Source organism: Rhizobium sp. RU36D (assembly GCF_900176345.1).
Lineage (GTDB): Bacteria > Pseudomonadota > Alphaproteobacteria > Rhizobiales > Rhizobiaceae > Allorhizobium.
This window is the reverse complement of sequence record NZ_FWXU01000003.1, coordinates 154,800-180,765: the sequence shown is the minus strand read 5'-3', so window position 1 is coordinate 180,765 and position 25,966 is coordinate 154,800. Positions and strand designations below refer to the sequence as shown.

Here is a 25,966-nt window from a genome sequence, read left to right as displayed (position 1 = left end):
TACCCCGTGGGAGGCGTTTTTGTTTCTGCGGATGGGGGCGTGAGGTCAGGCTGCTGATGTCAGCCGCAAGAGCACCGCCGTCGTGTCATCGCTCTGCTTGAACCTTGGGTATTTCAGCCCATCCGGATCGATTTCCCGCTCGAACCGCCTGAGTTCCTCCACCAACGCGGCCAGCCCCTTGCTCCTGGCCGCCTGCACCAGCGAGCCGGCATCATAGGCCTTGTAGAGGGCGACCAGGTCCGCGAGGCCATCGGAGCAGAGCAGGGCATATGCGCCGCCGCCGTGGACGGGCACGTCGCACATAAAGAGATGCTCAGCCGCTTCCGGCACGATGCCGAAGGTCCAGGTGATGCCGTCGGGCGTGTTCTGCCGCGCGCGGCCGCGGCGCAGATCTTCCAGCGTGGTTGGGTCGGTGTTGGCGCTGCCGGATGCGCCGATGCCGCCGAGGCGGGCGATGTGCTTGGCGGCGGCATGCTGTTCCCATTCATAGGCGCCGGGGATCGGGATGACGAAGTCGCTTTGGCCGTTGTCATGCAGCAGGTAGAGGCAGCTATCGCCCAGGCCGAAATACTGGAAACCATTGGGCGTCGCGCGCAGGGCCGTGAGGCTGCAGAGCGGCCAGGCATAACGCGGCTGATTGCCGGCCACAGCCTCGAAGTGCTGCCGTGCCTCTGCCGATATGGTGGCGAGCACGGCTTTGGGATCGGCCTCGACATCCAGTCTTGCGGCCAGGCGGTCCGCACCGAACTCCGCGATCCAGGCCGCGTCGGAGCCATGGCCGTCCATGAACTGCCGATCGCCGAGCCCTGTCGCACCATCCAGCACGAAAGCCGCGACGTCATTGTAGCCGAAGCGATCCTCGTTCGGCCGGTCCGGTTTGCCGGGATCGGTGATGCTGTCGAGAACGACGAGGCTGAAGGCAGAGGTCAAGGTTATGGGCTCCAGGGTTGGAGTGAGATGATCAGAGATGGATTGATGGCGTGGGTCAGCGGAGGGCGTCGCGCATGGCGCGGATCATCACGAGCGCCGAGATTGCGCCGGCATCCATGAAGCGCCGTCCCGTCATGAAGGCTTCCGTGCCGGCCAGCAGCGAGCTGGTTTCCGTATCGCCTTCGGCAGCCGAGAGAGCTGATGTCAGGCACTCCACCGGCGCGTGGCCGGCATGGGCCGCTGCCATATAGGCGCGGGCGGCGGTGTCCCAGACATCGGCAATGTTGCGCGCCTCGGCTCCTGGTTCGCCATGGGCAGCGATGCCCGCCGCCATCTGACCGAAGGCTGTGGCGAAGTCCTCCGGTTTCAGCACACGGCGGCGCATGATGGAGGTTCCGGCGCGGCGAAAGGCGGCGGCATAAAGCCTTGCCGAGGCGGCGTTCATCGAAAGAAGGATTTCCGCGGCCATATCGAAGACGTCGGATGGCGAGATGCTGTCCGGCTCCAGCGCCGCCAGTTTCGTTTCGATCAGGGCAAAGGCCTGAACCATGGTCTTGCCATGGTCGCCGTCGATGGTGTCGAGACGGGACAGGATTTCGCCGTTTTCCTGCATGGCGGCCGCGACTTCGGAGAACATCTCCACGAGATCGATGGTGCGCATACCCACCGTCATGTCAGGCTCGTCCATGCGTTGTTGCGGGGTGTGACCATGCCGTGCCTAGACCTTCTCATGCCCATGCCAACCCTCCGACCAGGGGACCGTGAAGGCCCGCAGGGACACAGTAGAAGCAACCGGCGCTCCGGTTCAAGCCCTGTCTCGTGAGGTGCCGCCAAGCTGTGACGTCAGCAACCCCTGCGACGTTGCAAAGGATAGTGGGTTTCAGTCCTGAAGGACGAGCAGGTCGTCGGCGTTTATCTTGACAGCGACCGCCTCGCCAACGGCCGGCGGCTTGGTGCCGGGATCGTTGAACATGTCGAAGGACAGCGGATTGCCGGCGACATTGACCCGGGTGCGGATGACCGAGCCCAGGAAGTGGCTGGAGATCACCGTGCCGTGCAAGGTCGTGTCGCCATTGGTGCGGCCGCTGAGCGAGCCCGCTTCCGGCCGCATCGCGAGCTGAACCGGGCTTCCCGCCGGCTGCTGCAGGGGCTTTTTCAGGGTGACGGTATCGTCTCCGACCTTGATGGTGCCGGTGGTCGGATCGATCACCGTGCTCTCGATGACATTCAGCGTGCCGACGAAGGACGCGACGAAGCGCGTGGCAGGCTTGTTGTAGATCTCGAAGGGATTGCCGATCTGGTCGGCGCGGCCGGCATTCATAACCACGACGCGATCGGAGATCGACAGCGCCTCTTCCTGGTCATGGGTGACGAAGACGGTGGTGATGCCGAGCTGCTGCTGGATCTGGCGGATTTCCTCGCGCAGCGACACGCGGATCTTGGCATCGAGCGCCGAGAGCGGCTCGTCGAGCAGCAGCACCTGTGGCTTCGGCGCCAGGGCGCGGGCCAGTGCCACGCGTTGCTGCTGGCCGCCGGACATCTGGTAGGGGTAGCGGTCCTTCAGATGGTCGAGCTTGATCAGCCGCAGCATTTCCATGACGCGCTGCTCGATATCGGCCTTGGGCATGCCGGCCACCTTGAGGCCGAAGGCGACATTGCCGAAGACGTCCATGTTGGGAAACAGCGCGTAGGCCTGGAACACCATGCCGATGTTGCGCTGGTTCGGCTTCAGGGATGTCTGGTCCTTGCCGTCGATGGAGATGGTACCGCCTGTTGGCGTCTCGAAGCCGGCGATCATGCGCAGGACCGTCGTCTTGCCGCAACCGGATGGCCCGAGAAACGAGATGAACTCGCCCTTGTGGATAGCCATGTTGAAGCCGTGGACGACAGTCACCGGACCGAAGGATTTCTGGAGATTGCTGAGGGTGAGAAACGACATGCTTGATAATCCTCAGACCGGACGCTGTGCAGATTTCTGGAGACGGGAGACGAGCTGGATAATGCCCATGCAGCCCCAGGTGATGAAGAAGGCGATGACGGCCAGTGCCGCCGGCTCATAGGCGCGGTTGGCGCCTAGGAGCTGCATGTAGGGCCCAAAGGCCGGACGGTTCAGCAGGGCCGCCATGGTGAATTCGCCGATGACGATGGCGAAGGTCAGGAAGGCACCCGAGAGCACGGCCACCAGCACATTCGGCATGATCACGCGGAAAAGTATGGTGCCCCATCCGGCGCCCAAGCTCTGTGCCGCTTCGGTGAGTGTTGTCACGTCGATGGTGCGAAGACCGGTATCAACGGCGCGATACATGTAGGGCAGGGCGAGTGTGGCATAGCCGAACATCAGGAGGATGTTAGTACCGGTCGTGGTGCCTGTCAGCGGCAGCCAGCTCGACGTGTTGTAGAGCCGGATATAGCCGAACACGATCACGATGGCGGGGATGACGAGCGGTAGCAGCGTGATGAATTCGATATAGGGCCGCAGCCACGGCATCTTCAGCCGCACCCAATAGGTGGTGGGCACGACCAGCAGAACGCCGAACACGATGGTGAACAGCGCCATGCCGACCGAGTAGCCGAAGGTTTCCTGGAAGCGCGGATCGCCGAACACTTTCGCATAGGCGTCGAAGGAATACTCGCCGCGGCGCATCTTCAGCGAGAAGTTGGTCATGCCGACGAGCGGCAGGGTGAAGTATAGGAGCCCGAAGGTGAAGGCAGCCCAGTTCCAGATTCTCATCATTTCAGCCACCTTTCGCTGCGTGTCCGCAGCCAGATGTAGAGCGCATTGGCCACGCCGGTGACGACGATCATCCCGAAGGCGAGGGCATAGCCCAGATGCGGATCGCCCAGCACATCGCCGCGGATCTGGGCGAACAACAGGATCGGCACGATGTTCAGCGAGGAGCCCGTCAACGCGATCGCTGTTGCGACCGCGCCGAAGGCATTGGCGAAAAGCAGGGCCAGCGTGCCCAGCAGCGACGGAAAGAGGATCGGAAAGGCGACCATGCGCCAGTATTGGAAGCCCGTTGCCCCGAGGATCGAGGCCGCCTCGCGCCATTCGCGCTTCAACCCGTCAAGGGCCGGCGTGATGATCAGCACCATCAGCGGGATCTGGAAAAACAGGTATGTCAGCGTCAGGCCCCAGAAGGACAATAGATTGAAACCGAGGACCCGCAGGTCGATGCCCAGTTCGCTGCGCAGGAACACGGTGATAAGGCCTACGGGACCCAGGGTCGCCAGAAAGGCAAAGGCCAGTGGCACGCCGGCAAAGTTCGAGGCGACGCCGGAGAAGGTCAGAAGCGGTCCGCGGATGAAGCGCGGCAGGCCTCCAAGCACAACGGCGGCTGCCATGGCAAAGCCGATGGCGCAGCCCAGCACCGCGGAGGCGAGGCTGATCTTGATCGATATCCAGTAGGCCGCCAGGATCGAGGGTTTGAAAAGCCCCAGGATATTGTTGAAGGTGAAGGTGCCATCGGGTGTCTGGAATGCGCCGACAACGATGCGCATCGTGGGCAGGATCAGAAACAGCGTCACGAACAGGAAGAACGGCACGACTCCCAGCCAATACAATGGCAACCGTCGCTTTGGCGGCATCGGGGCCGTCTGCATGCTGGCATTTTCGGATTGCATCCTGTTCGATCCCCGGCCCAGGCTTTTTCTAATGTCAGATGAAAACTGCGTTTGTCAAAATCCGTCCCGGCTCCAAAAAAGCCGGGACGGTGGAAGTCATGTCCGGTTACTGGACGTTGGCGCCGACGACGGCATCCCAGCCGCCGGTAACGGCAGCCTTGTTGGCGTCGACTTCCTCGAGCGTAGGGAAGTAGGCCTTTTCATAGGCAGCAGCCGGCGGCAGCTTGTCGATCAGGTCCTGCGGAACCTTGCCAGCCTTGACCATTGCGTTGAAGCGGGCCGGGTGGCAATAGCCCTTCAGCCAGAGGTTCTGGCCTTCGTCGGAATACAGGTGCTCCATCCACAGCTTGGCTGCATTCGGATGGGGAGCATAGGCGGAAATGCCCTGGACATAGACGCCGGCGAGAACGCCGGAAGCGGGAACGACGACTTCAACAGGCGGGTTGCCGGCAAGCGTGTCCTTGGCGGCGAGCGCGTTGTAGTCCCACATCACGACGATCGGGGTGGCGCCCTGGGCGAGCGTGCCGGACTTGCCGATGACGGGTACGAAGTTGCCGGCCTTGTTGAGCTCGGCGAAATACTTCAGACCGGCTTCACCGGCTTCCTTGCCAGCCTTGGCACCGGTCGACATGCCGGCAGCCAGAACACCGAGGATGGCCTGGTTGGAAGCACGCGGGTCACCGGCTAGCGCGACCTGACCGGCATATTCCGGCTTCAGCAGATCGGCCCAATCCTGCGGCGCGGTCTTGACCAGGTCCTTGTTCACCAGGAAGGACATGACGCCGTAGTAGTCGCCATACCAGTAGCCTTCGGCGTCTTTGATGTTGTCCGGAATCTCGTCCCAGGTGGAAACCTTGTACGGCTGAAGGAGACCTTCCTTCTTCATCTGCGGACCGAACGCGAGGCCGACGTCGACAACGTCAGGAGCCTGCGGGCCCTTGTTATCCTTGTTGGCCTTGACGGCTTCGACTTCGTCAGCCGAGCCGGCATCCGGGTTCAGTTCGTTGACGGTGATTTCCGGATACTTCTTCTTGAAGGCGGCGATGACTTCGCCATAGCCGCACCAGTCGTGGGGCAGGGCGATGGTGGTCAGCATGCCCTCTTTCTTGGCAGCGGCGATGAGTTCGGCGCTCGGCTCTGCGAATGCGAGCGAAGTCGAGGCCACGACCATGGCGGTCGAAAGCGACAGCAGTCGGCGGAAATTAGTTTTCACTGACGTTCTCCTTGTTGGTGTCACAGCGATGGGCGAGTTGTTATGCGTGTTGGGTGATAGTTTTGTGACGGCTTGAGCGGCTCCTCGAACGGCTGCTTTCACAGTCCCTGCAGCAATTTCTGTCGTTTAGAGGCCTCCCTTTTTCTCTCTGGCTCAACATCTTACCGTGGCTTGCGGAACAGGCGGGCCTGCTCGAACAGGCCTTCCAGGGTGTGGATACGTTCGCGCGTCTCGGCCCAGGAGGAGCTTTGCACTGCCTCGATAAGAGCCTCGATGACGAACAGCATGACGACGGAGGAATCCCAGGCTGAGGGTGCCTCGATATGGACCTTGAAGCTGTGCCGGGCATGCTTGGAGACCGGCGAACTCCAGGGGTCGGTGAAAAGAACGATCTCCACGCCGCTTGCCTTCGCCACTTCCGCCAGCGTCACCATGTCGGCCTCGTAGCGGCGGATGTCGAAAATCACCAGCACGTCGCCGCGGCTCATGTTCAGCATATGCTGCGGCCAGGCGCTGGCATTCAGCGACATCAGCGTCGTCTTGGGCCGGATCACCTGCATGTGGGTATAGAAATATTCGGCCAGCGCGCCGGTGATGCGGCCGCCGACAAAATAGACGGAGCGCTTGCGATCCGACAGCAGGCGAGCGACCTCATCGAAGACGTTGGTGTCGAGCTCGGTTAGCGTCTGGCGCATGTTGGTCATCACCGCATCGGCAAAGCGGTTCAGGATATGAGTGTCGGGTGCATTGGCCGCCCAGCGATCGTGCTTGGCGATCGGATTGGAGAGCGTGGCTTCCAGTTCTTGATGCAGATGCGCCTGGAATTCGGGATAACCCTTGTAGCCTAGTTTCTGCACCATGCGGGCGACGGTCGGTGTGGAAACGCCGGCATTGTCGGCAACCGTTGTGATGCTGCCAAGACCCGATACCGGGTAGTTGTCGAGCAGACTGTCGGCCAGTTGCCGTTCGGCGCGCGTCAGCCCGCCAAAATGCGCACGGATTGTGTCCGAGACTGTCCTCGACGTATTCGGCACTGTGACCTCATGTTCCCCTGCCGATCTTTGTCGGCGTTGTCACAAATCTATCCTGTCACAATTGCCGGGAGTCAACGGAATTTTTGAAGAGGAATTTTCAACAGGAGATTGACAACGGGTTAATCGTGAAGAATTCTTTTCGTAACGGGAGCTGGGAAAATTCCAGGGGGCGGTAGACATGCTGGTTCGATCGGACATTTTGACCGCTGCCGATGGCGCGTCCGTCGCCGTGGAGAACGAGACCGCGGGCGGTGACATCCTCCTGATCTGCGAACACGCGTCGTCGACACTGCCGGAGCGGGCCGGCGATCTCGGGCTTGAGGCCGAAGCGCTGAAAAGTCACATCGCCTGGGATCCGGGCGCGCTGGTGGTCGCACGGCTCATGGCCAGTGAGCTCGACGGGACCCTCGTGTACCAGCGCTTCTCCCGGCTGATCTATGACTGCAATCGGCCGCCGGACAGTCCGGCCGCCATGCCGGAAACCTCCGAGATCTACCGGATTCCCGGCAACGAGGATTTGAGCACCGCCGAGCGCTATGCTCGGACAGCCGCACTTTACGTGCCCTTCCATGATCGCATTGCTGAGATCGTTGCCGAAAGGGTGGCTACCGGGCGCCCGCCGGTGCTGGTCACGGTTCACACCTTCACGCCCGTCTATTTCGGCAAGCCGCGAGCGGTGGAGATCGGCATCCTCCATGACGAGGACAGCCGGCTGGCAGACGGCATGCTGAGTGCTGTCGGTGCAGATCCGCCTCACAGGGTGGAGCGCAATCAACCCTATGGCCCTGCCGATGGCGTGACCCACAGCCTGAAGCTTCATGCCCTGCCAAACGGGCTGATGAATGTGATGATCGAGGTCCGCAACGATCTCGTGAGAGACGATGCGGGACAGCAGCGCGTGGCGGCATATTTGTGCCGCCTGCTGCGCGAAGGCCTGACCGCATGAGGGTTTGGCTCTGAAACCACGGAGCCCAAAAGACACGACGAATGACGGCACCAACAATAAGGGGAACCTATGCCGGCTGGAATGCGTGAAGTAAAAGGAACGGCAGCGATGCGGGGCATGCCCCGTGATTGCCGTCAATGTGCCGATGCCTGAGGCGCTGAAGACCTATGTGCGCATCGTCGATGCGTTTAACCGCCGTGTCGGACGCATCATTATGTATGGCGTGTTCGTCATGATGGGCATCCTGCTCTATTCTTCCCTGTCCAAGAGCATGTTCCTGCCGGCTCACTGGACGCTGGAAATGGCGCAGTTCGTGATGGCCGGCTACTACCTGCTGGGCGGAGCCTATTCGCTGCAGCTCGACAGCCATGTGCGGATGGACCTGCTCTATGGTCGCTGGTCGCCGAAGACGAAGGCGCTGGTCGACGTCATCACCATCATGATGCTGTTCGTCTATCTGTTCTTCCTGCTCTGGGGCGGCGTATCAAGCACAGCCTATGCGCTTCAATATGGGGAAACCAGCTATTCCTCCTGGTCGCCCTACATGGCGCCGATCAAGATCATCATGGTCGTCGGTATCGTCCTGACATTCCTGCAGGCCACCTCGATCTTCATCAAGGACCTTGCGGTCGCCATGGGGAGGCCGATCGCATGAGCGCCATGCTGAGCTATGAAATGATCGCGCTCCTGATGTTCTCGTCGATGATGATGTCGATGCTGACGGGACAGCGTGTCTTCGCGACCATCGGCTTTGTCGGTGTTGTCGCCGCAGCCGTGCTCTGGGGCAATGGCGGCTTTGAGATGGGCTTCTCGGCCGGCATGAAGCTGATGAAGTGGTATCCGCTGCTGACGCTGCCACTGTTCATCTACATGGGCTACATGCTGTCGGAATCCGGCATTGCGGAAGACCTCTACAAGGCTTTCCATGTCTGGTTCGGAGGCATGCCGGGCGGTCTTGCGGTCGGCACGATCGGCCTGATGGTGGTGATTTCGGCCATGAACGGCCTATCGGTTGCCGGTATGGCGATCGGCGCGTCGATTGCGCTGCCTGAATTGCTGCGCCGCGGCTACGACAAAATCATGGTGTCGGGCGTGATCCAGGCCGGCAGCTCGCTTGGCATCCTGATCCCGCCGAGCGTGGTGCTGGTGCTCTACGGCATGATCGCGCGCCAGCCGGTCAGCCAGCTCTGGCTTGCGGGCGTCTTTCCGGGCCTGCTGCTCGCGACGCTGTTCTGCATCTACATCATCATCCGCTGCCGTCTCAATCCGGCGCTTGGTCCCGCACTTCCGAAGGAAGAGCGCGACATGCCGATGGTCGAGAAGCTGAAGCTGCTGCGCGCCGGCATCCTGCCATTCCTCATCTTCTTCCTGATGATGGGGCTGTTCCTGATGGGCATCACCAGCCTGGTCGAAAGCTCGGCCGTTGGTGCTCTCGGCGCTCTGTTTGCTGCCTGGTACAAGGGCCGCCTGACCAAGGCGGTGTGGAACCGCGTCCTGGAGCAGACACTCGGCATTTCCTGCATGTTCATGTGGATCATCCTGGCAGCGCTCTGCTTCGGTGCGGTGTTCGATGGTCTGGGGGCGGTCCGCGCGATCGAAAAGCTGCTGGTCAACGATATCGGCCTGACACCCTGGCAGATCCTGATCATGATGCAGCTGTCGTTCCTGGTGATGGGGGCTTTCCTGGATGACACGGCGATGCTGGTCATCGTTGCGCCGCTCTACATTCCGCTGGTCGGCAAGCTGGACCTTGGGGTCGACAATGCGCTGATCTGGTACGGCGTGCTGTACACGATCACCTGCCAGATCGCCTATATGACACCGCCCTTCGGCTACAATCTTTTCCTGATGAAGGCGATGGCGCCGCCGGATCTCAGGCTGATCGACATCTACAGGTCGATCGTGCCTTTCGTCCTGATCATGATACTCGGCATGATCATCATCATGATCTTCCCGCAGATTGCGACATGGCTGCCGAGCCAGGTCTACGTCAGAGGCTAGCGTTCGAATGACAAGAGGCCCGGCAAACGGGCCCGCCAAAAGACTACCCGCGGGATCACAAGATCTGCCGGGTTCTCAGAGAAACGAAGAACAGAGGGAAACGAAATGACCAACAGCAGACGTTCATTCCTGAAGACGGCCGCCATGGCGACCCCCGCCGTTCTGGCAGCACCTTACGTCAAGGCCCAGAATGCCAAGATCACGTGGCGGCTGCAGACCTATGCCGGCGCTGCACTCGCCGAATTCGTCATCCGTCCCGCCGTCGATGCCTTCAACAAGGCTGCCAATGGCGAGATGGAAATACAGCTCTACACCGCCGACCAGTTGGTCCCGACCGGGGAACTGTTCCGCGCCATGCAGGCCGGCACGATCGATGCCGTCCAGTCGGACGACGACTCGATGAATTCGCCCGTCGACATCAAGGTCTTCGGCGGCTACTTCCCGTTTGCATCGCGCTACAGCCTCGACGTTCCGACACTGTTTTACGAATACGGCCTGGCGCAGATCTGGGACGAAGCCTATTCGGAAGTGGGCGTGAAATGGCTTTCTGCCGGCGCTTGGGACCCCTGCAACTTCGCCACCAACAAGCCGATCACCAAGCTGGATGATCTGAAAGGCCTGCGCGTATTCACCTTCCCGACGGCCGGCCAGTTTCTGGCGCAGTTCGGCGTGGTGCCGGTCACCATCCCGTTCGAGGATGTTCCGGTTGCGATGCAGACCGGCGAAATCGACGCGATCGCCTGGTCGGGTATCACCGAAGTCCACACATCGGGCTGGGTGGATGTGACGAAATACTTCCTCACCAACAACGTCTCGGGCGGCTGGTGTGGCTCGTTCTTCGCCAATGCCGACCGCTGGAAGGAAGTGCCGCCGCATCTCCAGACCCTGTGGCAGATGTGCATGGATTCGTCCCACTACAAGCGCCTGCACTGGTACTGGGGCGGCGAAGCCCGCCTTCGCGCCGAGGGCGGCAAGCTGGAACTCACCAGCATTCCGGATGCGGAATGGAAGACGGTGGAAGATGCCGCCCATGTGTTCTGGGAGGAGGTCGCCAAGCAGACGCCGCGCACCGGCAAGGTCGTCGAGATCCTCAAGAAGTACAATGCCGACATGGAAAAGGCCGGCAAGCCCTACCGTTACGGCTAACCGCTTTTAACCCGCGGATGTCGGGGGCGATCGGCTCCCGGCATCCTTCCATCATTCGTCCGCCCCCAGGCCTCAAGCCGTCTCCAGGATAAAGTCATGACTGCGCAATACACATTCGACGAACTCAAGAAGGATGTCGCCGAGGGGCGTATCGATACCGTGCTCGCCTGCCAGATCGACATGCAGGGGCGGTTGATGGGAAAGCGCTTCCAGGCCGAGTTTTTCGTGGAGAGCGCCTACAAGGAAACCCATAGCTGCAACTATCTGCTGGCCACCGACATGGAAATGGAGACCGTGCCCGGCTACAAGTCCACCAGTTGGGAGAAGGGCTATGGCGACTACACGATGAAGCCCGACCTCTCGACCCTGCGCAAGACGCCGTGGCTCGAAGGCACGGCGCTGGTGCTGTGCGACACCCAGGATCATCACACCCATGAGGATATCGCCCACGCCCCACGGTCGATCCTGAAAAAGCAGGTCAAGCGGCTGGAGGCCATGGGCCTGAAAGCTTTCATGGCCACGGAGCTTGAATTCTTTCTGTTCGACCAGACCTATGACGATGCGCGGCTGAGCGGTTACCGCGACCTGCAGGTCGCCTCCGGCTATAACGAGGACTATCACATCTTCCAGACGACCAAGGAAGAAGATGTGATGCGGGCGATCCGCAAGGGTCTGCAGGGCGCCGGCATCCCGGTCGAGAACTCCAAGGGCGAGGCTTCTGCCGGCCAGGAGGAAATCAACGTCCGCTACGCCGATGCGCTCGCGATGGCCGACCGGCATGTGATCATCAAGAATGCCTGCAAGGAAATCGCCTGGTCCAAGGGCAAGGCCATCACCTTCCTGGCCAAATGGCACTACAATGCCGCCGGCTCGTCCTCGCATATCCACCAGTCGCTGTGGAGCGCCGATGGCAAGACGCCGATGTTCTTCGATGCCGACGGCGAGCATGGCATGTCGGAACTGATGCGGCATTACATGGCCGGGCTTTTGGCCCATGCCAGCGAGATCACGTATTTCCTGGCGCCCTATATCAACTCCTACAAGCGGTTCATGGCGGGCACCTTCGCGCCGACCAAGGCGATCTGGTCCAAGGACAACCGCACCGCCGGCTACCGCCTCTGCGGGGATGGCACCAAGAGCATCCGTGTCGAGTGCCGCGTCGGCGGCTCCGACCTCAATCCCTATCTCGCAATGGCCGCGCTTTTGGCGGCCGGTATCGACGGGATCGAGAAGAAGATGGCCCTGGAGCCTGCCTTCACGGGCGATGCCTATGGCGCCAAGGGCGTTCGCGAAATACCGCGCACCCTGCGGTCGGCGACCGAGGCGTTGGCGAAATCCGATATGCTGCGCTCCGCCTTCGGCGACGACGTGATCGACCACTATGTGCGCGCGGCGGAATGGGAGCAGGAGGAATACGACCGCAAGATCACCGATTGGGAGGTGGCCAGAGGGTTCGAGCGTGCGTAAATCGCAACATTTGACGTTGTTCTAATTTTGACGAAATCGCAACACTGGCGTACGGTGCCTCCAATAGGAGGCGCCAATGTCCAGTATCAATCGGGAGTGGTTTGTCGATCAGTTGAAAAAGAAGCGCATGAATCAAAGTGATATCGCTCGCGCGCTCGGTCTCGACAAAAGTGCTGTAAGCCGGCTTCTATCGGGCAAGCGTGGTTTGAATGCCCATGAGCAGGACAAGATCGCGCACATTCTTGGTATCAGCGTCGAGGAGTTTGCAGCATTACGGACTGGTGATCAGGGCGGGTTTGCCGAGCGCGGTCAAGCGCCATTCGATACCGGGAGCGGTGTGAAGCGCGGAAGATTAGCGGTCGTAGTGAAAGATACCGATGATGATCAGGATTTGCCGGATCATCCCATATGGGGCTCCATGGCTGGAACGATCACCGTCATGCCAGGTGTTGATCTGACTGCGCCGATGGAGTTTGAGTGGGGTCAAACACTCTATAATGAGTAGTGGCTATCTGGTCGACACCTGTGCTGCGATATGGCTCACGCAACGTGCCGAAGTCGCGCCCGAGGCGAGGCTGGCACTGAAGAGGGCTTGGCGTGATCAGGTGTCGGTTTGCGTCTCAGCCGTTACGGCGTGGGAGATGGCGATGCTGGTGTCTAGGGGGAGAATGACGGAAACGAAGGAGCCGTTGCGTTGGTACCGGGATTTTATTCGGGAAAGCCGGCTTGAGGAGCAACCGGTTACTGCCGAAATCTACGTGGCCTCATGCTTCCTTCCACAACCCGTGCACAATGATCCAACCGACCGCATTATCATTGCGACCGCGCGCGAGCATGATTTGACTATTATCACCCGGGACCGTGCCATTCTGTCCTATGGCGCCCTGGGACATGTGAAAGTACTGGCCTGCTAGGCCTATCTGGAGAAGACAATGACAATGATCCAATGCATTTCGCCGATCGATGGGTCGGTGTTTGCCGAGCGTCCGGCGCTTTCGCTTGATGCCGCGACCGAGGCTGTTGGCCGCGCCCGCAAGGCGCAGAAGGCCTGGGCCCGCCGGCCGCTCGAAGAGCGCGTGCAACTCGTGCTGAAGGGCGTTGCCCGCCTGAACGAGATGGCGGACGAGGTGGTGCCGGAGCTTGCGCATATGATGGGCCGGCCGGTGCGTTATGGCGGCGAATACAAGGGCTTCAACGAGCGCTCGAACTACGTTGCCTCGATTGCCGCTGATTCACTCGCGCCGCTGGTTGTCGAAGCCAGCAACAATTTCGAGCGCCGGATCGAGCGCGAGCCCCATGGCGTCGTCTTCGTCATCGCGCCGTGGAACTATCCCTATATGACGGCGATCAACACGGTTGCCCCGGCGCTGATGGCCGGCAATACCGTTGTCATCAAGCACGCCACCCAGACCCTGCTGGTGGGCGAGCGCATGGTGCGCGCGTTCGTCGAGGCCGGTGTGCCCGACGATGTGTTCGTCAATGTGTTCCTCGATCATGCCACGACCTCGGCCCTGATCGCCGCTGGAAATTTCAACTTCATCAATTTCACCGGTTCGGTCGAGGGCGGCCGGTCGATCGAGCGCGCCGCGGCCGGTACATTCGCGGGCCTTGGGCTCGAACTCGGTGGCAAGGATCCGGGCTATGTGATGGAGGATGCGGATCTCGACGCTGCCGTCGACACGCTGATGGATGGCGCGACCTACAATTCCGGGCAGTGCTGCTGCGGCATCGAGCGCATCTATGTGCATGAGAGCCTCTATGACAGCTTCGTCGAGAAGTCGGTCGCCTGGGTGTCGAATTACAAGCTCGGCAATCCGCTCGATAAGGAAACCACGCTCGGGCCGATGGCCAACAAGCGCTTCGCCAAGGTTGTTCGCGAGCAGATTGCCGATGCTGTCTCCAAGGGTGCCAAGACCCTGGTCGACCCGAAGCTTTTCCCGCAGGATGACGGTGGCGCCTATCTGATGCCGCAGATCCTCGTCAATGTCGATCATTCCATGGCCTTCATGAAGGACGAGACGTTCGGTCCGGCCGTTGGTATCATGAAGGTGAAGAGCGACGAGGAAGCGCTCTCGCTGATGAACGACAGCCCCTATGGCCTGACGGCGTCGCTCTGGACCAAGGATCCGGAACGGGCGGCCCGGATCGGTCGCGACATTGAAACCGGCACAGTGTTCATGAACCGAGCCGACTATCTCGATCCTGCCCTTTGCTGGACCGGTGTCAAGGAAACCGGCAAGGGCGGCTCGCTCTCCCTACTCGGCTTCCAGAACCTGACCCGTCCGAAATCCTATCACCTGAAGAAAGTCACCCAATGAACATCGTCGCCAACTGGAGCTATCCGACCGCCATCAAGATGGGCCGGGGCCGGATCAAGGAACTTGCCGAGGCCTGCAAGACGCTTGGCATCAAGAAGCCGCTGCTGATCACGGATCGTGGCCTTGCGAGCATGCAGATCACCCAGGCCGCGCTTGACGTGCTTGAGGCAGCCGGGCTTGGCCGTGCCATCTTCGCCGATGTCGATCCCAATCCGAATGAGATCAACCTCGAAGCCGGTGTGAAGGCCTTCAAGGATGGCGGCCATGATGGCGTCGTCGCCTTCGGCGGCGGCTCCGGCCTTGATCTCGGCAAATGCGTTGCCTTCATGGCTGGCCAGACGCGGCCCGTTTGGGATTTCGAAGATATCGGCGACTGGTGGACTAGGGCCAATGTCGACGGCATTGCTCCGATCGTCGCCGTGCCGACCACGGCGGGCACCGGTTCGGAAGTCGGTCGTGCCTCGGTCATCACCAATTCCAAGACCCATGTGAAGAAGATCATCTTCCATCCGAAGTTCCTGCCGGGCGTGGTGATCTGCGATCCCGAACTGACCATGGGCATGCCGAAGGTCATCACCGCCGGCACCGGCATGGATGCCTTTGCCCATTGCCTGGAAGCCTATTCCTCGCCCTTCTATCATCCGATGAGCCAGGGCATCGCGCTCGAAGGCATGCGGCTGGTGAAGGATTTCCTGCCGCGCGCCTATAAGGACGGCGCGGATATCGAGGCCCGCACCAACATGATGTCGGCCGCGGCCATGGGTGCCGTCGCCTTCCAGAAGGGGCTCGGCGCGATCCACGCGCTGTCGCACCCGATCGGCGCGGTCTACAATACCCATCACGGCATGACCAATGCCGTCGTCATGCCGCCGGTGCTGCGTTTCAACCGCTCCGTCATCGAGAAACGCATCGAGCTCGCGGCTGCCTATCTCGGCATTTCGGGCGGTTTCGACGGCTTCTATGACTATGTGCTGTCGCTGCGTGCCGAACTGCATGTGCCGGATAATCTCTCGGCGATGGGCATCAAGCCCGACCGCATCGAAGAACTCTCGGCCATGGCCATCGAAGATCCGAGCGCCGGCGGCAATCCGGTGAAGATGACCCTGGAGAACACGATCCAGCTGTTCAAGGACTGCTTCTGAGCCGCGGTCTCATCGCACACAGGCCCGGAGCGATCCGGGCCTTTTTTGTGCCGGTTGCAGGTTCCGGTTTGATCCCACTTTATCGGTCTCCACGCCGCGCTTTAGATACGCGATCGATTTAAGATTCTTGGGGGAGCAGAATAATGAGATCGATCTTCTTGCGTTGTGTGGTGGCCGCCGGTCTTGGTGTGGTGATGCTGCCCGGATTGGCGCAGGCCGAGACCTATAGCAATCTTGTAAAGCAGGGCTACAAGACGGGGAAGCTGACCCAGGCGAAATCGGGAAACCGCGGCTGGGTGGTCTCAAAGGCTGACAAGCAGTTCTTCTGCCAAATGAACGTTTCAACCTTCTACGACGGCAAGCACAAGATGGGCGGATTCACAGCTGCCGGCCGAATTGTTGCGATCGATCGGAAGGTGTTCGAGGCGGCCATCGGAGGCCCGGATCCCTCTCTTCCTCAATGGGCGGACCTTCAAGGCGGTCGTCCAAGGCCGCAAGATGTTGGTAGCTGCGGACCACACCGCAAATGAGGCTCTACTGACGTGGCCGTGATGCCAATTAAAGTCGAGGACCCGACGACGGCAACGCAACCCGTTAACCGCTGTCAGATCGCTATTCTTGATGATTATCAAGAGATGCTCTCATTTTTCAAACTTTGATGGAAGATAAGTTGTATGCGGTCTTTGCTGTTTATTAACCATAATTAGCAAGACTGCATTTACAAGGCCGATGAAATTGGGGGCCCTTGATGAGCGATGATCGGCTCGGTTCAGACTTTGAGGACATAGCATGCCAGTCATCACTTTCGCCAATGCCAAGGGCGGAGCAGGCAAGACGACAGCCGCGCTGTTGCTTGCCACCGAGTTCGCCCGACAGGGCTTTCGTGTTGCCATTCTCGATGCCGATCCGCAACGCTGGATTACCCAATGGCACGACATCACCGGGGCGCTGCCGAATATCCAGGTGATCTCCGAAGTGTCTGTGGCATCCTTGCAGGGGCATATCCGCAGCCTCGCCGGTGAAGTCGAATACACGATCATCGATCTGGCTGGCGCGCGCGATGCCTTGGTGACAGCGGCTATTGGGCTTTCGGACCACGTGATGATCCCAGTTCAAGGATGTGCGATGGATGCGCGCGGGGGCGCGCAGATCCTCGACCTGATCAAGCTGATGGAGCAGGCCGGCAACGTCAAGATTTCCCATTCGGTGGTTCTCACCCGCGTCGCCTCGATGGTGACGACCCGTGCCTTGCTGACGATCAAAGGCCTTCTGGCCACCCGTGGCGTCAACGTCATCGACACGCCGATTGCCGAGCGCAGCGCCTTCCGCGAGCTGTTCGATTACGGCGGCACGCTCTACACCATGGATCCGGCGAAGGTCAGCAATCTCGACAAGGCCCGCGAAAACTCCCGCGCCTTTGCCATGGAAGTATCGCGCCTCTTGCCCATGCGGGTGGTCCGCAGCCCGGCAACCCGCAACTGGCTGAAACTGGTGCGCGACGCCGCATAAGGCGTCGGTAAGGGGACCTCAGACGAAAAAGCCGCCGGTCGAAAGACGGCGGCTTTTTCGTGCTGACAAACTGTCATTCCAGGTCTTTTGACGTTGGTTTTCACCGAAAACCTCACCGTCATGCCGGCCGTCGAGCCGGCATCCAGTGCAATCAAGTCCTTGATTGCGAAAGACTCTTTTCACGGCGCAGACGCGCCGTGGCTGGATTCCGGCCTTCGCCGGAATGACGGCTGAATAGGGTCTCGCGGAACACCTATCTTTGTCATCAACCTGGCTTTTTTGTCCGGTGGCCATTCGGAAAAGTCGCCGCAGCTATCAGTCAATAAACTCGACTGTCACGCCGGGCTTGACCATCTTGGCGAGTTCGGTCGCGTCCCAGTTGCTGAGGCGGATGCAGCCGTGGCTCTGGGTGCGCCCGATCTTGGAGGGCTCGGGCGTGCCGTGGATGCCGTAGGTCGGCTTGGACAAGGCCATCCAGACGGTACCGACCGGGCCGTTTGGACCCGGCGGGATGTTCAGGATCTTGTCGTTGTTGCCCTGCTTGAAGTTGATCTTCGGGTTGTAGGTATAGCCGGGATTGAGCGCGACGCGCTCGACCGTGACCGTGCCGGACGGGGAGGGGGTGTCGGACGAGCCGATGCTCGCGGGATAGGCCGCGATCAGGCCGCCGGCCTGATCATAGGCAAAAACCTGCTTGCGTCCCTTGTCGGCCACGATCTTGGCGACCTGTCCGGTCTGTGGCTGTCCGACATCGACCACCTTGATGATCGTGCCCGGAATGGTGAAATCGACATTGGGATTGAGCGCGCGCAGGTAGTTCTCATCCATGTGAAAGCGCTCGGCGAGCATTTCCACCGTCGATGTGTAGCTGAGCGCCGGCAGCATCGCCTTATGGGCATAGTCTTCCGGGATCGCGGCGACGAATGGCCCGGCTGCATCGCCTGGCGTGATCGTATAGGTCATGATGGCCAGACCGCCTGATAGACGCAGGCGCTCCAGGATATCATCGACATTGTTCGGGTCGAGGGTTTCGCCCGTCTTCTTCTGCCACGCGTCGATGGCCTTGTTGACGTTCTGGCCGACCTTGCCGTCGATCACGCCAGGGGAAATGCCTTCGCGATCCAGGAAGACCTGCAGCGCTGTGATTTCCGCGGTCGTGCGGCCCTTGGGTTCGATGATGTTGTAATGCGGCGCGGGGGCAGGGGCCGGCTGAGGGGCTGCCATGGCCGGGGTGTCATCGTTCGGGTAAATGCCTTCGCCTGGCTCCTGTAACGGTTGCCGGTCAATGCCGCCGGGGGCCGGCACGGTGCCGGTGATGACATCGTCTTCCTGCCAGCCCGGCTGGTCGTTCCAGGCGGCGCGGCGGTTGTTGAGGTCGTCATACTCCGCGGGATAACGCGTGTTGCGCTGGCGGGGATAATAGGCCTCGGAGGGAACTTCGGTGGCAACGAGATTGCCGTAGTGGTCGAGCAGGATGCGACGGCCCATACGGTCGCGGCTGATGATCACTTCACCGGCCTCCGGAACGAATCCCAACAGGTCGCCTTCGGGCGTTACCAGCAATGTCGAGCTTTCCGGCATGCCGTAGCGCACCTGGGCGGCCGCCGGCCAGGCTGCGGCAGTGTGCAGCGCCGCAAGCGTCGCCAGCAACAGTCCAGATTTCTGGGCTTTTCGCAGTGTCATTCGCATCCTCTGAAGGGTCCCCGGGGCTTTATTCAGGCAAATCTACATTAAAATGCAAAAGGTGAATTCATGGTGAACAATTAATTAAGAAATTCCCTTTTTTATGGCGAGGAGATGACCGGGTTGCGGCAGCCCGGCAAAGGACGTCAATCCCGGCGCTCCTCGATGACGACTGTGAGCAGCACGATGCATGTTCAATTCGATATAGAGCGATTCTTGCCCTACAGGCTAAATCGCCTTGCAGAAACTTTCAGCGGCAACTTCGCGCGCTACTGCAGCCAGAACTACGAGCTCTCCTGGTCGGAGTGGCAAGTGCTCTGGGCGCTCGGCGAAGAAGTGCATGCCACTGCCAAGGCAATCTCCAATCATTCCGGCCTTGGGAAAACCAAGGTCAGCCGGGCCGTCAAGGCGCTGGATGACCGAGGCTGGCTGGAGCGCAGCACCAGCGAAGAGGATCGCCGATTCGAGCAATTGCGACTGACCTCGGAAGGCCGGCGCAATTATAACGAGCTCAGGCAGCTCGCCGGTCACTATCAGCGCTGGCTTGAAACCACGCTCGATCTGCCCTATCGAAATGCCCTGGACGAGGGTTTGCTTGGCATGGAAGACGCCATCGCCGGCGGTCTTCTGACCGTTCCCGGCACAGGCGTCTCTCGGTAGGGGGATTGATGGAATTCAAGGCGTCGCGTGGACCTCGTGTGATCCTGGATCCCACGTCGGTGCTTGACATCCGTTCGCTCTATATTGCCGGCGTGGATCTCGCCCCTGGGCGTGCCATTCCCGACGACGGCGATCCGCGAATCGATCATTCCCTTGAGGGCTTCCTCTTTACCTGTGGGCCGGATCACATCCGCCATCCCGAACCCCTGGGCGGCGGGCGCGAGGGGCGCTATCCTCTGCACGGCTCCTTTTCGTCGCATCCGGCGGAAATCGTTTCCGTCGGCGAGGTGGATGGCAATGTCGAGTGTCATGCGCGTGTTCCCGTCCGCTGCGCCGATGGCGGCAGCGCGCTGCTTGAGCGGCATTGGCGGATCGACAGCCAGACCGGCGAAGTGCATCTGCGCGACCGGGTCACGAATACCGGTGACAGCGCCTTTCCGCCTATGCTGATGTATCACATGAACATCGGCGCGCACCTGTTCGATGGGAATGTGCGGCTGTCCGGCGCCATGCTGGAGGGCGGCGGGATGCCGTGGAACTTCGGCGAGGAGCCGGGTGGCGTGTTCTGCGTGCCGGCGGGCTTCGGCGGCTGGGCCGAACTCAGGCTCGGGCCGATCGAGCGGGTTGCCGGGCTGACGCTCAAGGTTCGCTTCCGCACGGATACCTTGCCCTTCCTGCAGATCTGGCGCAACCAGCAGGCGCCGGCCCATGTGCTGGGCATCGAGCCTGTGTCCCATCGCTGGGTTGGCCGCGCCGAGCTGCAGCAGGCCGGCGAATTGCCGCTGATGGCGCCGGGCGAAAGCCGGGAATACGGGCTGTCCTTCGCATTCATCTGAGGGCAGCGCCCGGCCGGCGATTGACGCACCTGACCCGGCAGCGTAGATGTTTCCCCCGAAAACGGATGGGAGCAAGGCCATGGATATCAGGCAGATCAACGACGAATATTCGGTTTCCGGCCAGATCACGGTCGAGGATGTCGACCAGATCAAGGCGCTCGGCTTCAAGTCGATGGTCTGCCATCGTCCCGATCACGAGGAGCCGGGCCAGCCTGATTTCGCTGAGATCGCGGCGCGCGCCGAATCGCTCGGCCTCAAGGTCAAGCATGTGCCTGTTGGTCCGATGGGCGTGACCGAAGAGGCCGTGGCCGACATGGTCGATGCGCTCGACGATTTCGACCGCCCGATGCTTGGCTATTGCCGCTCCGGCGCCCGTTCCACCAAGACCTACCAACTGGCCATGAGCCAGCGCGGCTGATCCTGATCAGCCCACCCATTTCCATACCACAAGGAGACTATCCATGAGCATCAAGCGCATCGAGCCGGGCGCCCGCATGAGCGGCGCCGTCGTCCACGGCAACACCGTCTACCTGGCAGGCCAGGTCGGCGAAGGCGCCACCGTGACCGAGCAGTCGAAGTCGGCGCTGGCTGAAGTCGATCGCCTGCTGGCGCTCGCCGGCACCGACAAGTCGAAGATCCTGCAGACGATCATCTACCTCTCTGACATGTCGACCTTCGCTGAAATGAATGCCGTCTGGGAAGCATGGATCGATCCGGCCAACCCGCCGGCCCGCGCCACCTCGGGCGCACCGCTGGCAACGCCGGCCTACAAGGTCGAGTTCATCGTCACCGCCGCCATCTAAGCGCTGCAAGACAAGAAAAATCAGGAAGCCGGTGATGAACGTCGCCGGCTTCTTTCGTTTCGGAACCCGCGGGCGGGATTTTCGGTTATGCCGTTGCGTCGCTGCCCGGGGCTCTCCTGAGGCGCAAAGGAGGACGCGGACATGAACGAGATTGCGGGTGGTTGCCTGTGCGGTGATGTCAGGATCAAGGTTCGGGGCAAGCCTTATCGGGTTGGCATCTGCCATTGTCTCGATTGCCGCAAACATCACGGTGCGATCTTTTCGACGATCGCGATCGTCCCGAAGGACGCGTTTTCGGTCGAGGGCCAGACAAGCGCCTATGGCGGCAGAAATTTCTGCCCCCGCTGCGGATCGTCAGTCTTTATCGAGGCGGACGACGAGATCGAACTGCATGCCGGCACGCTCGATGCGCCCGACCAGTTTAAGCCGACCTACGAACTCTGGACAGTGAGGCGCGAGTCCTGGCTGCCGCCCTTGCCCTTGTCGCGCCACCATACCGGCAACCGGGAGAATTCCGGCCGCACGGAAGAGTAGGCGCGCTTTTAGCTCTTGTCGCGGATCTGCGACAAGGTACGGGTGGGGGTGATCGCCTCGGGGTCGAGCCTGACCTCGATGATCGCCGGCTTGCCGCTGGCGCGGGCTCGCTCGAAGGCCGGAGCAAAATCCTCTGTCTTTTCCACCAGTTCGCCATGGCCGCCGAAGGCTTTGGCATAAGCGACGAAGTCGGGGTTCACCAGATCGGTGGCGCTGACGCGGTTCGGATATTCCCGCTCCTGATGCATGCGGATCGTGCCGTAGATGCCGTTGTTGACCAGCACCGTGATGATCGGCAACCCGTAGCGCACGGCTGTGATGAATTCCTGCCCATGCATCATGAAGCAGCCGTCGCCGGCAAAGCAGATGACCTCCCGCTCCGGAAACAAATGTTTGGCCGCCACGGCTGCCGGCAGGCCGTAGCCCATGGAGCCGGATGTTGGCGCCGACTGGGTGTTGTACTTGCGGAAACGGTGAAAGCGATGCACCCAGGTGGCATAGTTGCCGGCGCCATTGGTGAAGATGGTGTCGGCGGCGACATTCTCCTCGATCCAGGTCATGATCGGCCCCATATGGACCTGGCCGGGGCCGGTCGTGGGAGGTGTGGACCACTTGAGATAGGTCGCGTGCATGGCGTCCGTGCGCTCCGCCCAGGCCGGGGAAGCCGGCGCCTCGAGCATCTTGAGCGCATCCACGAATTCCGCAGGCGCAGCGCAGATGGCGAGATCCGGCCGGTAGAGGCGACCGAGTTCCTCGGCTTCGGGGAAGATGTGCACCAGGGTCTGCTGTGGGTAGGGAATGTCGATCAGCGTGTAGCTGGACGACGGCATTTCCGACATGCGGCTGCCGAGCAGCACCAGCACGTCGGCCTCGCGGATTTCGTTTGCTAAGGCTGGGTTGATGCCGATGCCGACATCGCCGGCATAGGAAGGGCTGGTGTGGTCGAACAACATCTGGCGGCGGAAGGAGCAGCCCACCGGCAGCTTCCAGCGTTCGGCAAAATCCTTGAAGTCCGCGACGGCTTCCTCGTTCCAGCGGGTGCCGCCGATGATGAAGAGCGGGCGCTTTGCCGTCTTCAGGAGTTCGCCAAGTTCGGCAATCTGGGCGGGGCCGGGATGGTTTTCCACCGGCGTATAGGGTTGGGCCTCGGGAGCCTCGACCTCGTCCACCAGCATATCTTCAGGGAGTGTCAACACCACAGGGCCGGGCCGGCCTGAGGTGGCAACGGCGAAGGCGCGGGTGACGAATTCCGGAATGCGGCGGGCGTCGTCGATTTCGCCGACCCATTTGGCGAATTCGGTGAAGGCGCGCCGGTATTCGACTTCCTGAAAGGCTTCGCGCTCGCGCATGTCGCGGGCAACCTGGCCGATGAACAGGATCATCGGAATGGAGTCCTGCCGGGCGATATGCAGGCCGGCAGAGGCATTGGTGGCGCCCGGGCCGCGGGTCACCATGCAGATGCCGGGCTCGCCGGTCAGACGGCCCCAGGTATCGGCCATCATCGCGGCTCCGCCTTCCTGTCGGCAGACCAGGGTGTCGATGCCGCTGTCATGCAGCGCGTCGAGCACCGCCAGATAGCTTTCGCCCGGCACGCAGGAAATGCGCTTGACGCCATTGGCTTTCAGCGCGTCGACGATCAATTGACCACCAGTCTTCTTCATTTCGTGGCCTTTCCTTCTAGTTCGGCCAGTTCGGCCAGGATGTCTTCGCCGTGTTCTCCCAGGCGCGGGCTTGGCCTTGTATAGCGTAAGGGGGTCTCGGACAGGACAATGGGGGTGCGGACACCCGGGATGAGATTGCCGTCGCCATCGGGCAGGTCGATCCTTAGCCCCCGCGCCTTGACTTGGGGGTCCTCGAACATTTCCTCGATGGAATTGATCGGGCCTGCCGGAACGGCATTGGCTTCGCAGGCGGTCAGAAGCTCCCGCTTCGCCCATTTTGAGGTCTGCTCGGTCACGAGGCGCTGGACGTCCCCCTTGTGCGCCACACGCGCCTTGTTGGTGGCGAAACGCTCATCATCGGCCACGCCATCAAGCCCCAGAATGGCGCAGAGCCGGCGGAACTGCCCGTCATTGCCGACAGCAAGAATCAGGTGTCCGTCGGCCGTGGGCACGACCTCGTAGGGCGAGATATTCGGATGGGCGTTGCCGAGCCGCACCGGTGCCTTGCCGGAGACGAGGTAGTTCATGTTCTGGTTGGCGAGCACGCCGGCCTGGACATCCAGCAGCGCCATATCGATATGCTGGCCCTGGCCGCCCTTCAGCACATGGATCAGCGCTGCCTGGATCGCCGTGACGGCATAGATGCCTGTGAAAATGTCAGCGATCGCGACGCCAGCCTTCATAGGCTGGCCGTCCGGCTCTCCGGTGATCGACATGAAACCGGACATGCCCTGGACGATATAGTCATAGCCGGCGAAATTCGCATAGGGGCCGGTCTGGCCAAAGCCGGTGATCGAGCAATAGATCAGGCGCGGATTGATTTCCCGCAGGCTCTCGTAATCCAGTCCGTATTTCTTCAGGCCGCCGAGCTTGAAGTTTTCGATGAGGACGTCGGAATTTGCTGCAAGGCGGCGGACCGTCTCGCGGCCTTCCTCCGTCTTCAGGTCGACGGCGATGGAGCGCTTGCCCCGGTTGGTCGAATGGTAATAGGCGGCCGACAGGTTGGCGCCGTCGTTGCCCTCGACGAAGGGCGGTCCCCAGGCGCGGGTGTCATCGCCTTCGCCGGGGTTTTCCACCTTGATCACGTCGGCGCCCATGTCGGCCAGCATCTGGCCGGCCCAGGGGCCCGCAAGAACGCGCGCGAGTTCCAGAACTCTGATGCCATGGAGGGGAGGCAAGCCTGTCGTGCCGTCGCTCATGTCGGGCCTTTCCGCGGGGCGCATCATCAAGCCGCATTTGCCGGCCTATGCCGCCCTCCGTGACCCCAGCCGGAGCGGCATCATCGCTCTAGCCTCCCGCGGCAGGGCGTGCACGTGATTTTCCGTCATGGGGCTATTCCGTTTCGGAAAGAACCTCGGAGAAACGGGTTGGGGCGGCGGGAAGGGTGGCGATGCGGTCGCACCAGGACGCGAAGTCTTCGATGGCGATCTCGCGGCCGATTTCATTCAGCGTTTCATGTCGCATGTCGGGATAATGACGATGCGTGACCCGCGAAAAACCCTTGCCAATGAGGCGATTGGCGAGCCAGGCGATATCCCGCCCACCGCGGGTCGCGGGATCCTTGCCGCCGCCGACCAGATGTAGCGGCAAATCGCTCGGCAACCGGGCCAGCATGCCTGGCTTCGCGCCGCGGCTGGCAAGGCTGACCACGTCCAGCCACATCGATACCGTTGCGTCGAAGCGGCACAGGGGATCAGAGGCGTATTTGTCCACTTCCACGGGGTCCCTCGACAGCCAGTCATGCGGCGTGCGCGCCCTGTCGATGGATTTGCCCCAGGCATCGAAGGTGGCTTTGGGCAGGATGCCGCTGGGTACGTCGGAACCTTTCAACATGCGCTCCAGGCGCAAGACCGCCTTTGCGACCACGCCGCCGAGGCCGGTGTTGAAATTCGAGTTCCAGATGGCCACACCCTGAAAGGCCCGGGGGTGGGTGGCGGCCGTATTGAGCGCGATCAGCCCACCCATGGAATGGCCGAGCAGCAGCATCGGCAGGCCGGGATGGTCAACGCTGGCCATGTCGCGCATGGCTTTCAGGTCTTCAATCAGCTTTTCCGCGCCGTTGTGATCGGAGAAACGACCGAGCGGCGCTTCCGCCGATGTCGTTTCACCGTGGCCGCGGTGATCGTGAGCATACACATGATATCCGCGCGCTGCCATCGTCAGAGCAAACGGCTCGTAGCGCAGGGAATGCTCGATCATGCCGTGACTCAACAGCAGCAGTCCGCGCGCCTCGCCACGGGCCCGCTGATGGTGATAGGCGAGCAGGGCGCCACTGGGGCTAGAGAACCTTTTCGTTTCGCTGAACATGTGTCCTCCGCCTCGACATACATATAGCAAATGCGATTTTTCGAATTCACGCAATGGTCGAAGTCGGCTTGTCTCGCAATGAACGCATGAATTCACAGATGCTTGACCAAAGCTAGCGGCACAGGGCGCGCGGACCATGTCCCAGCCGGCAC

General features: G+C 61.2%; 27 protein-coding genes. 16 read left to right on the top strand and 11 right to left on the bottom strand.

Annotated features, from left to right (window positions below; genetic code table 11):
• Nucleotides 1–45: 45 nt before the first annotated feature.
• The 7 genes from B9A97_RS05425 to B9A97_RS05395 form a co-directional block, all read right to left on the bottom strand.
• On the bottom strand, nucleotides 46–930 hold the full coding sequence (locus B9A97_RS05425) for a PP2C family serine/threonine-protein phosphatase (protein WP_084364003.1): 885 nt from the start codon (nucleotides 928–930) through the stop codon (nucleotides 46–48).
• A gap of 55 nt (nucleotides 931–985) precedes the next feature.
• Nucleotides 986–1,603 carry a DAK2 domain-containing protein gene (locus B9A97_RS05420; RefSeq protein WP_179145228.1) on the bottom strand — a complete coding sequence of 206 codons (618 nt, stop codon included), beginning with the start codon at nucleotides 1,601–1,603 and terminating at the stop codon, nucleotides 986–988.
• 207 nt (nucleotides 1,604–1,810) lie between these two features.
• Nucleotides 1,811–2,869, bottom strand: a complete 1,059-nt coding sequence (locus B9A97_RS05415) for an ABC transporter ATP-binding protein (RefSeq protein WP_084364001.1) — start codon at nucleotides 2,867–2,869, stop codon at nucleotides 1,811–1,813.
• 12 nt (nucleotides 2,870–2,881) lie between these two features.
• Nucleotides 2,882–3,664 (bottom strand): ABC transporter permease, encoded by a 783-nt coding sequence (locus B9A97_RS05410; protein WP_084364000.1) that lies wholly within the window; start codon nucleotides 3,662–3,664, stop codon nucleotides 2,882–2,884.
• Entirely contained in the window at nucleotides 3,661–4,533 is an 873-nt protein-coding gene (locus tag B9A97_RS05405; RefSeq protein ID WP_084364164.1) for an ABC transporter permease, read from the bottom strand. The genes B9A97_RS05410 and B9A97_RS05405 overlap by 4 nt, the downstream gene beginning before the upstream one ends.
• A 127-nt stretch (nucleotides 4,534–4,660) precedes the next feature.
• Nucleotides 4,661–5,767, bottom strand: coding sequence for an ABC transporter substrate-binding protein (locus B9A97_RS05400; protein ID WP_084363999.1), 1,107 nt, complete (start codon nucleotides 5,765–5,767; stop codon nucleotides 4,661–4,663).
• A gap of 161 nt (nucleotides 5,768–5,928) precedes the next feature.
• The gene (locus tag B9A97_RS05395) at nucleotides 5,929–6,801 is read right to left on the bottom strand and encodes a MurR/RpiR family transcriptional regulator (RefSeq protein ID WP_084363998.1); all 873 of its coding nucleotides are present in this window, start codon (nucleotides 6,799–6,801) and stop codon (nucleotides 5,929–5,931) included.
• Nucleotides 6,802–6,979: 178 nt separating this feature from the next.
• Between B9A97_RS05395 and B9A97_RS05390 the strand changes: the two genes are divergently transcribed.
• The 11 genes from B9A97_RS05390 to B9A97_RS05340 all read left to right on the top strand — a co-directional run bounded on the left by B9A97_RS05390 (nucleotide 6,980) and on the right by B9A97_RS05340 (nucleotide 17,330).
• Complete coding sequence (locus tag B9A97_RS05390; RefSeq protein ID WP_084363997.1) at nucleotides 6,980–7,747, top strand: N-formylglutamate amidohydrolase; 768 nt, start codon at nucleotides 6,980–6,982, stop codon at nucleotides 7,745–7,747.
• A gap of 145 nt (nucleotides 7,748–7,892) precedes the next feature.
• On the top strand, nucleotides 7,893–8,402 hold the full coding sequence (locus B9A97_RS05385; protein ID WP_084364163.1) for a TRAP transporter small permease subunit: 510 nt from the start codon (nucleotides 7,893–7,895) through the stop codon (nucleotides 8,400–8,402).
• Between the two features lie 8 nt (nucleotides 8,403–8,410).
• Entirely contained in the window at nucleotides 8,411–9,748 is a 1,338-nt protein-coding gene (locus B9A97_RS05380; RefSeq protein ID WP_084364162.1) for a TRAP transporter large permease, read from the top strand.
• 105 nt (nucleotides 9,749–9,853) lie between these two features.
• Nucleotides 9,854–10,894: a TRAP transporter substrate-binding protein gene (locus B9A97_RS05375; protein WP_084363996.1), complete on the top strand. Its 1,041-nt coding sequence runs from the start codon at nucleotides 9,854–9,856 to the stop codon at nucleotides 10,892–10,894.
• A gap of 96 nt (nucleotides 10,895–10,990) precedes the next feature.
• Nucleotides 10,991–12,361 (top strand): glutamine synthetase family protein, encoded by a 1,371-nt coding sequence (locus B9A97_RS05370; RefSeq protein ID WP_084363995.1) that lies wholly within the window; start codon nucleotides 10,991–10,993, stop codon nucleotides 12,359–12,361.
• 76 nt (nucleotides 12,362–12,437) lie between these two features.
• The gene (locus B9A97_RS05365) at nucleotides 12,438–12,866 is read left to right on the top strand and encodes a helix-turn-helix domain-containing protein (protein ID WP_084363994.1); all 429 of its coding nucleotides are present in this window, start codon (nucleotides 12,438–12,440) and stop codon (nucleotides 12,864–12,866) included.
• The gene (locus tag B9A97_RS05360) at nucleotides 12,859–13,275 is read left to right on the top strand and encodes a type II toxin-antitoxin system VapC family toxin (protein ID WP_084363993.1); all 417 of its coding nucleotides are present in this window, start codon (nucleotides 12,859–12,861) and stop codon (nucleotides 13,273–13,275) included. Before B9A97_RS05365 ends, B9A97_RS05360 begins: the two co-directional genes overlap by 8 nt.
• An 18-nt stretch (nucleotides 13,276–13,293) precedes the next feature.
• Nucleotides 13,294–14,679 (top strand): aldehyde dehydrogenase family protein, encoded by a 1,386-nt coding sequence (locus B9A97_RS05355; protein WP_084363992.1) that lies wholly within the window; start codon nucleotides 13,294–13,296, stop codon nucleotides 14,677–14,679.
• Nucleotides 14,676–15,821 carry an iron-containing alcohol dehydrogenase gene (locus B9A97_RS05350; protein WP_084363991.1) on the top strand — a complete coding sequence of 382 codons (1,146 nt, stop codon included), beginning with the start codon at nucleotides 14,676–14,678 and terminating at the stop codon, nucleotides 15,819–15,821. The genes B9A97_RS05355 and B9A97_RS05350 overlap by 4 nt, the downstream gene beginning before the upstream one ends.
• 143 nt (nucleotides 15,822–15,964) lie before the next feature.
• Nucleotides 15,965–16,351, top strand: a complete 387-nt coding sequence (locus B9A97_RS05345) for a hypothetical protein (protein ID WP_084363990.1) — start codon at nucleotides 15,965–15,967, stop codon at nucleotides 16,349–16,351.
• 259 nt (nucleotides 16,352–16,610) lie between these two features.
• Nucleotides 16,611–17,330 carry a ParA family protein gene (locus tag B9A97_RS05340; protein WP_084363989.1) on the top strand — a complete coding sequence of 240 codons (720 nt, stop codon included), beginning with the start codon at nucleotides 16,611–16,613 and terminating at the stop codon, nucleotides 17,328–17,330.
• 315 nt (nucleotides 17,331–17,645) lie between these two features.
• On the opposite strand, the gene B9A97_RS05335 is transcribed toward B9A97_RS05340, so the two are convergent.
• On the bottom strand, nucleotides 17,646–18,911 hold the full coding sequence (locus tag B9A97_RS05335) for a L,D-transpeptidase family protein (protein ID WP_244564141.1): 1,266 nt from the start codon (nucleotides 18,909–18,911) through the stop codon (nucleotides 17,646–17,648).
• A 318-nt stretch (nucleotides 18,912–19,229) separates the two neighbouring features.
• Here B9A97_RS05335 and B9A97_RS05330 point away from each other — a divergent pair, with 318 nt between their 5' ends.
• From B9A97_RS05330 to B9A97_RS05310, 5 genes are all read left to right on the top strand, one after another.
• Nucleotides 19,230–19,673 carry a MarR family winged helix-turn-helix transcriptional regulator gene (locus tag B9A97_RS05330; protein ID WP_244564136.1) on the top strand — a complete coding sequence of 148 codons (444 nt, stop codon included), beginning with the start codon at nucleotides 19,230–19,232 and terminating at the stop codon, nucleotides 19,671–19,673.
• A gap of 5 nt (nucleotides 19,674–19,678) precedes the next feature.
• Nucleotides 19,679–20,509, top strand: a complete 831-nt coding sequence (locus B9A97_RS05325) for an aldose 1-epimerase family protein (protein ID WP_084363987.1) — start codon at nucleotides 19,679–19,681, stop codon at nucleotides 20,507–20,509.
• 79 nt (nucleotides 20,510–20,588) lie between these two features.
• Nucleotides 20,589–20,927, top strand: a complete 339-nt coding sequence (locus B9A97_RS05320) for a protein tyrosine phosphatase family protein (protein WP_084363986.1) — start codon at nucleotides 20,589–20,591, stop codon at nucleotides 20,925–20,927.
• 43 nt (nucleotides 20,928–20,970) lie between these two features.
• Nucleotides 20,971–21,312, top strand: a complete 342-nt coding sequence (locus B9A97_RS05315; RefSeq protein ID WP_084363985.1) for a RidA family protein — start codon at nucleotides 20,971–20,973, stop codon at nucleotides 21,310–21,312.
• A 141-nt stretch (nucleotides 21,313–21,453) separates the two neighbouring features.
• Nucleotides 21,454–21,846, top strand: coding sequence for a GFA family protein (locus B9A97_RS05310; protein ID WP_084363984.1), 393 nt, complete (start codon nucleotides 21,454–21,456; stop codon nucleotides 21,844–21,846).
• 8 nt (nucleotides 21,847–21,854) lie between these two features.
• On the opposite strand, the gene B9A97_RS05305 is transcribed toward B9A97_RS05310, so the two are convergent.
• The 3 genes from B9A97_RS05305 to B9A97_RS05295 all read right to left on the bottom strand — a co-directional run bounded on the left by B9A97_RS05305 (nucleotide 21,855) and on the right by B9A97_RS05295 (nucleotide 25,814).
• The gene (locus tag B9A97_RS05305; RefSeq protein WP_084363983.1) at nucleotides 21,855–23,507 is read right to left on the bottom strand and encodes a thiamine pyrophosphate-binding protein; all 1,653 of its coding nucleotides are present in this window, start codon (nucleotides 23,505–23,507) and stop codon (nucleotides 21,855–21,857) included.
• Nucleotides 23,504–24,706, bottom strand: coding sequence for a succinate--glutarate CoA-transferase (locus B9A97_RS05300; protein ID WP_084363982.1), 1,203 nt, complete (start codon nucleotides 24,704–24,706; stop codon nucleotides 23,504–23,506). The genes B9A97_RS05305 and B9A97_RS05300 overlap by 4 nt, the downstream gene beginning before the upstream one ends.
• Before the next feature lie 133 nt (nucleotides 24,707–24,839).
• Entirely contained in the window at nucleotides 24,840–25,814 is a 975-nt protein-coding gene (locus B9A97_RS05295) for an alpha/beta fold hydrolase (RefSeq protein WP_084363981.1), read from the bottom strand.
• Nucleotides 25,815–25,966 lie beyond the last annotated feature (152 nt).

Coding starts and splice junctions, on each gene's coding strand:
- B9A97_RS05365 (WP_084363994.1), top strand. CDS start 12,438: ATGTCCAGTATCAATCGGGAGTGGTTTGTCGATCAGTTGAAAAAGAAG.
- B9A97_RS05355 (WP_084363992.1), top strand. CDS start 13,294: ATGACAATGATCCAATGCATTTCGCCGATCGATGGGTCGGTGTTTGCC.
- B9A97_RS05410 (WP_084364000.1), bottom strand. CDS start 3,664: ATGATGAGAATCTGGAACTGGGCTGCCTTCACCTTCGGGCTCCTATAC.
- B9A97_RS05335 (WP_244564141.1), bottom strand. CDS start 18,911: ATGCCGGAAAGCTCGACATTGCTGGTAACGCCCGAAGGCGACCTGTTG.
- B9A97_RS05315 (WP_084363985.1), top strand. CDS start 20,971: ATGAGCATCAAGCGCATCGAGCCGGGCGCCCGCATGAGCGGCGCCGTC.
- B9A97_RS05375 (WP_084363996.1), top strand. CDS start 9,854: ATGACCAACAGCAGACGTTCATTCCTGAAGACGGCCGCCATGGCGACC.
- B9A97_RS05300 (WP_084363982.1), bottom strand. CDS start 24,706: ATGAGCGACGGCACGACAGGCTTGCCTCCCCTCCATGGCATCAGAGTT.
- B9A97_RS05360 (WP_084363993.1), top strand. CDS start 12,859: ATGAGTAGTGGCTATCTGGTCGACACCTGTGCTGCGATATGGCTCACG.
- B9A97_RS05370 (WP_084363995.1), top strand. CDS start 10,991: ATGACTGCGCAATACACATTCGACGAACTCAAGAAGGATGTCGCCGAG.
- B9A97_RS05340 (WP_084363989.1), top strand. CDS start 16,611: ATGCCAGTCATCACTTTCGCCAATGCCAAGGGCGGAGCAGGCAAGACG.
- B9A97_RS05345 (WP_084363990.1), top strand. CDS start 15,965: ATGAGATCGATCTTCTTGCGTTGTGTGGTGGCCGCCGGTCTTGGTGTG.
- B9A97_RS05350 (WP_084363991.1), top strand. CDS start 14,676: ATGAACATCGTCGCCAACTGGAGCTATCCGACCGCCATCAAGATGGGC.
- B9A97_RS05420 (WP_179145228.1), bottom strand. CDS start 1,603: ATGACGGTGGGTATGCGCACCATCGATCTCGTGGAGATGTTCTCCGAA.
- B9A97_RS05415 (WP_084364001.1), bottom strand. CDS start 2,869: ATGTCGTTTCTCACCCTCAGCAATCTCCAGAAATCCTTCGGTCCGGTG.
- B9A97_RS05310 (WP_084363984.1), top strand. CDS start 21,454: ATGAACGAGATTGCGGGTGGTTGCCTGTGCGGTGATGTCAGGATCAAG.
- B9A97_RS05390 (WP_084363997.1), top strand. CDS start 6,980: ATGCTGGTTCGATCGGACATTTTGACCGCTGCCGATGGCGCGTCCGTC.
- B9A97_RS05295 (WP_084363981.1), bottom strand. CDS start 25,814: ATGTTCAGCGAAACGAAAAGGTTCTCTAGCCCCAGTGGCGCCCTGCTC.
- B9A97_RS05305 (WP_084363983.1), bottom strand. CDS start 23,507: ATGAAGAAGACTGGTGGTCAATTGATCGTCGACGCGCTGAAAGCCAAT.
- B9A97_RS05405 (WP_084364164.1), bottom strand. CDS start 4,533: ATGCAGACGGCCCCGATGCCGCCAAAGCGACGGTTGCCATTGTATTGG.
- B9A97_RS05385 (WP_084364163.1), top strand. CDS start 7,893: ATGCCTGAGGCGCTGAAGACCTATGTGCGCATCGTCGATGCGTTTAAC.
- B9A97_RS05320 (WP_084363986.1), top strand. CDS start 20,589: ATGGATATCAGGCAGATCAACGACGAATATTCGGTTTCCGGCCAGATC.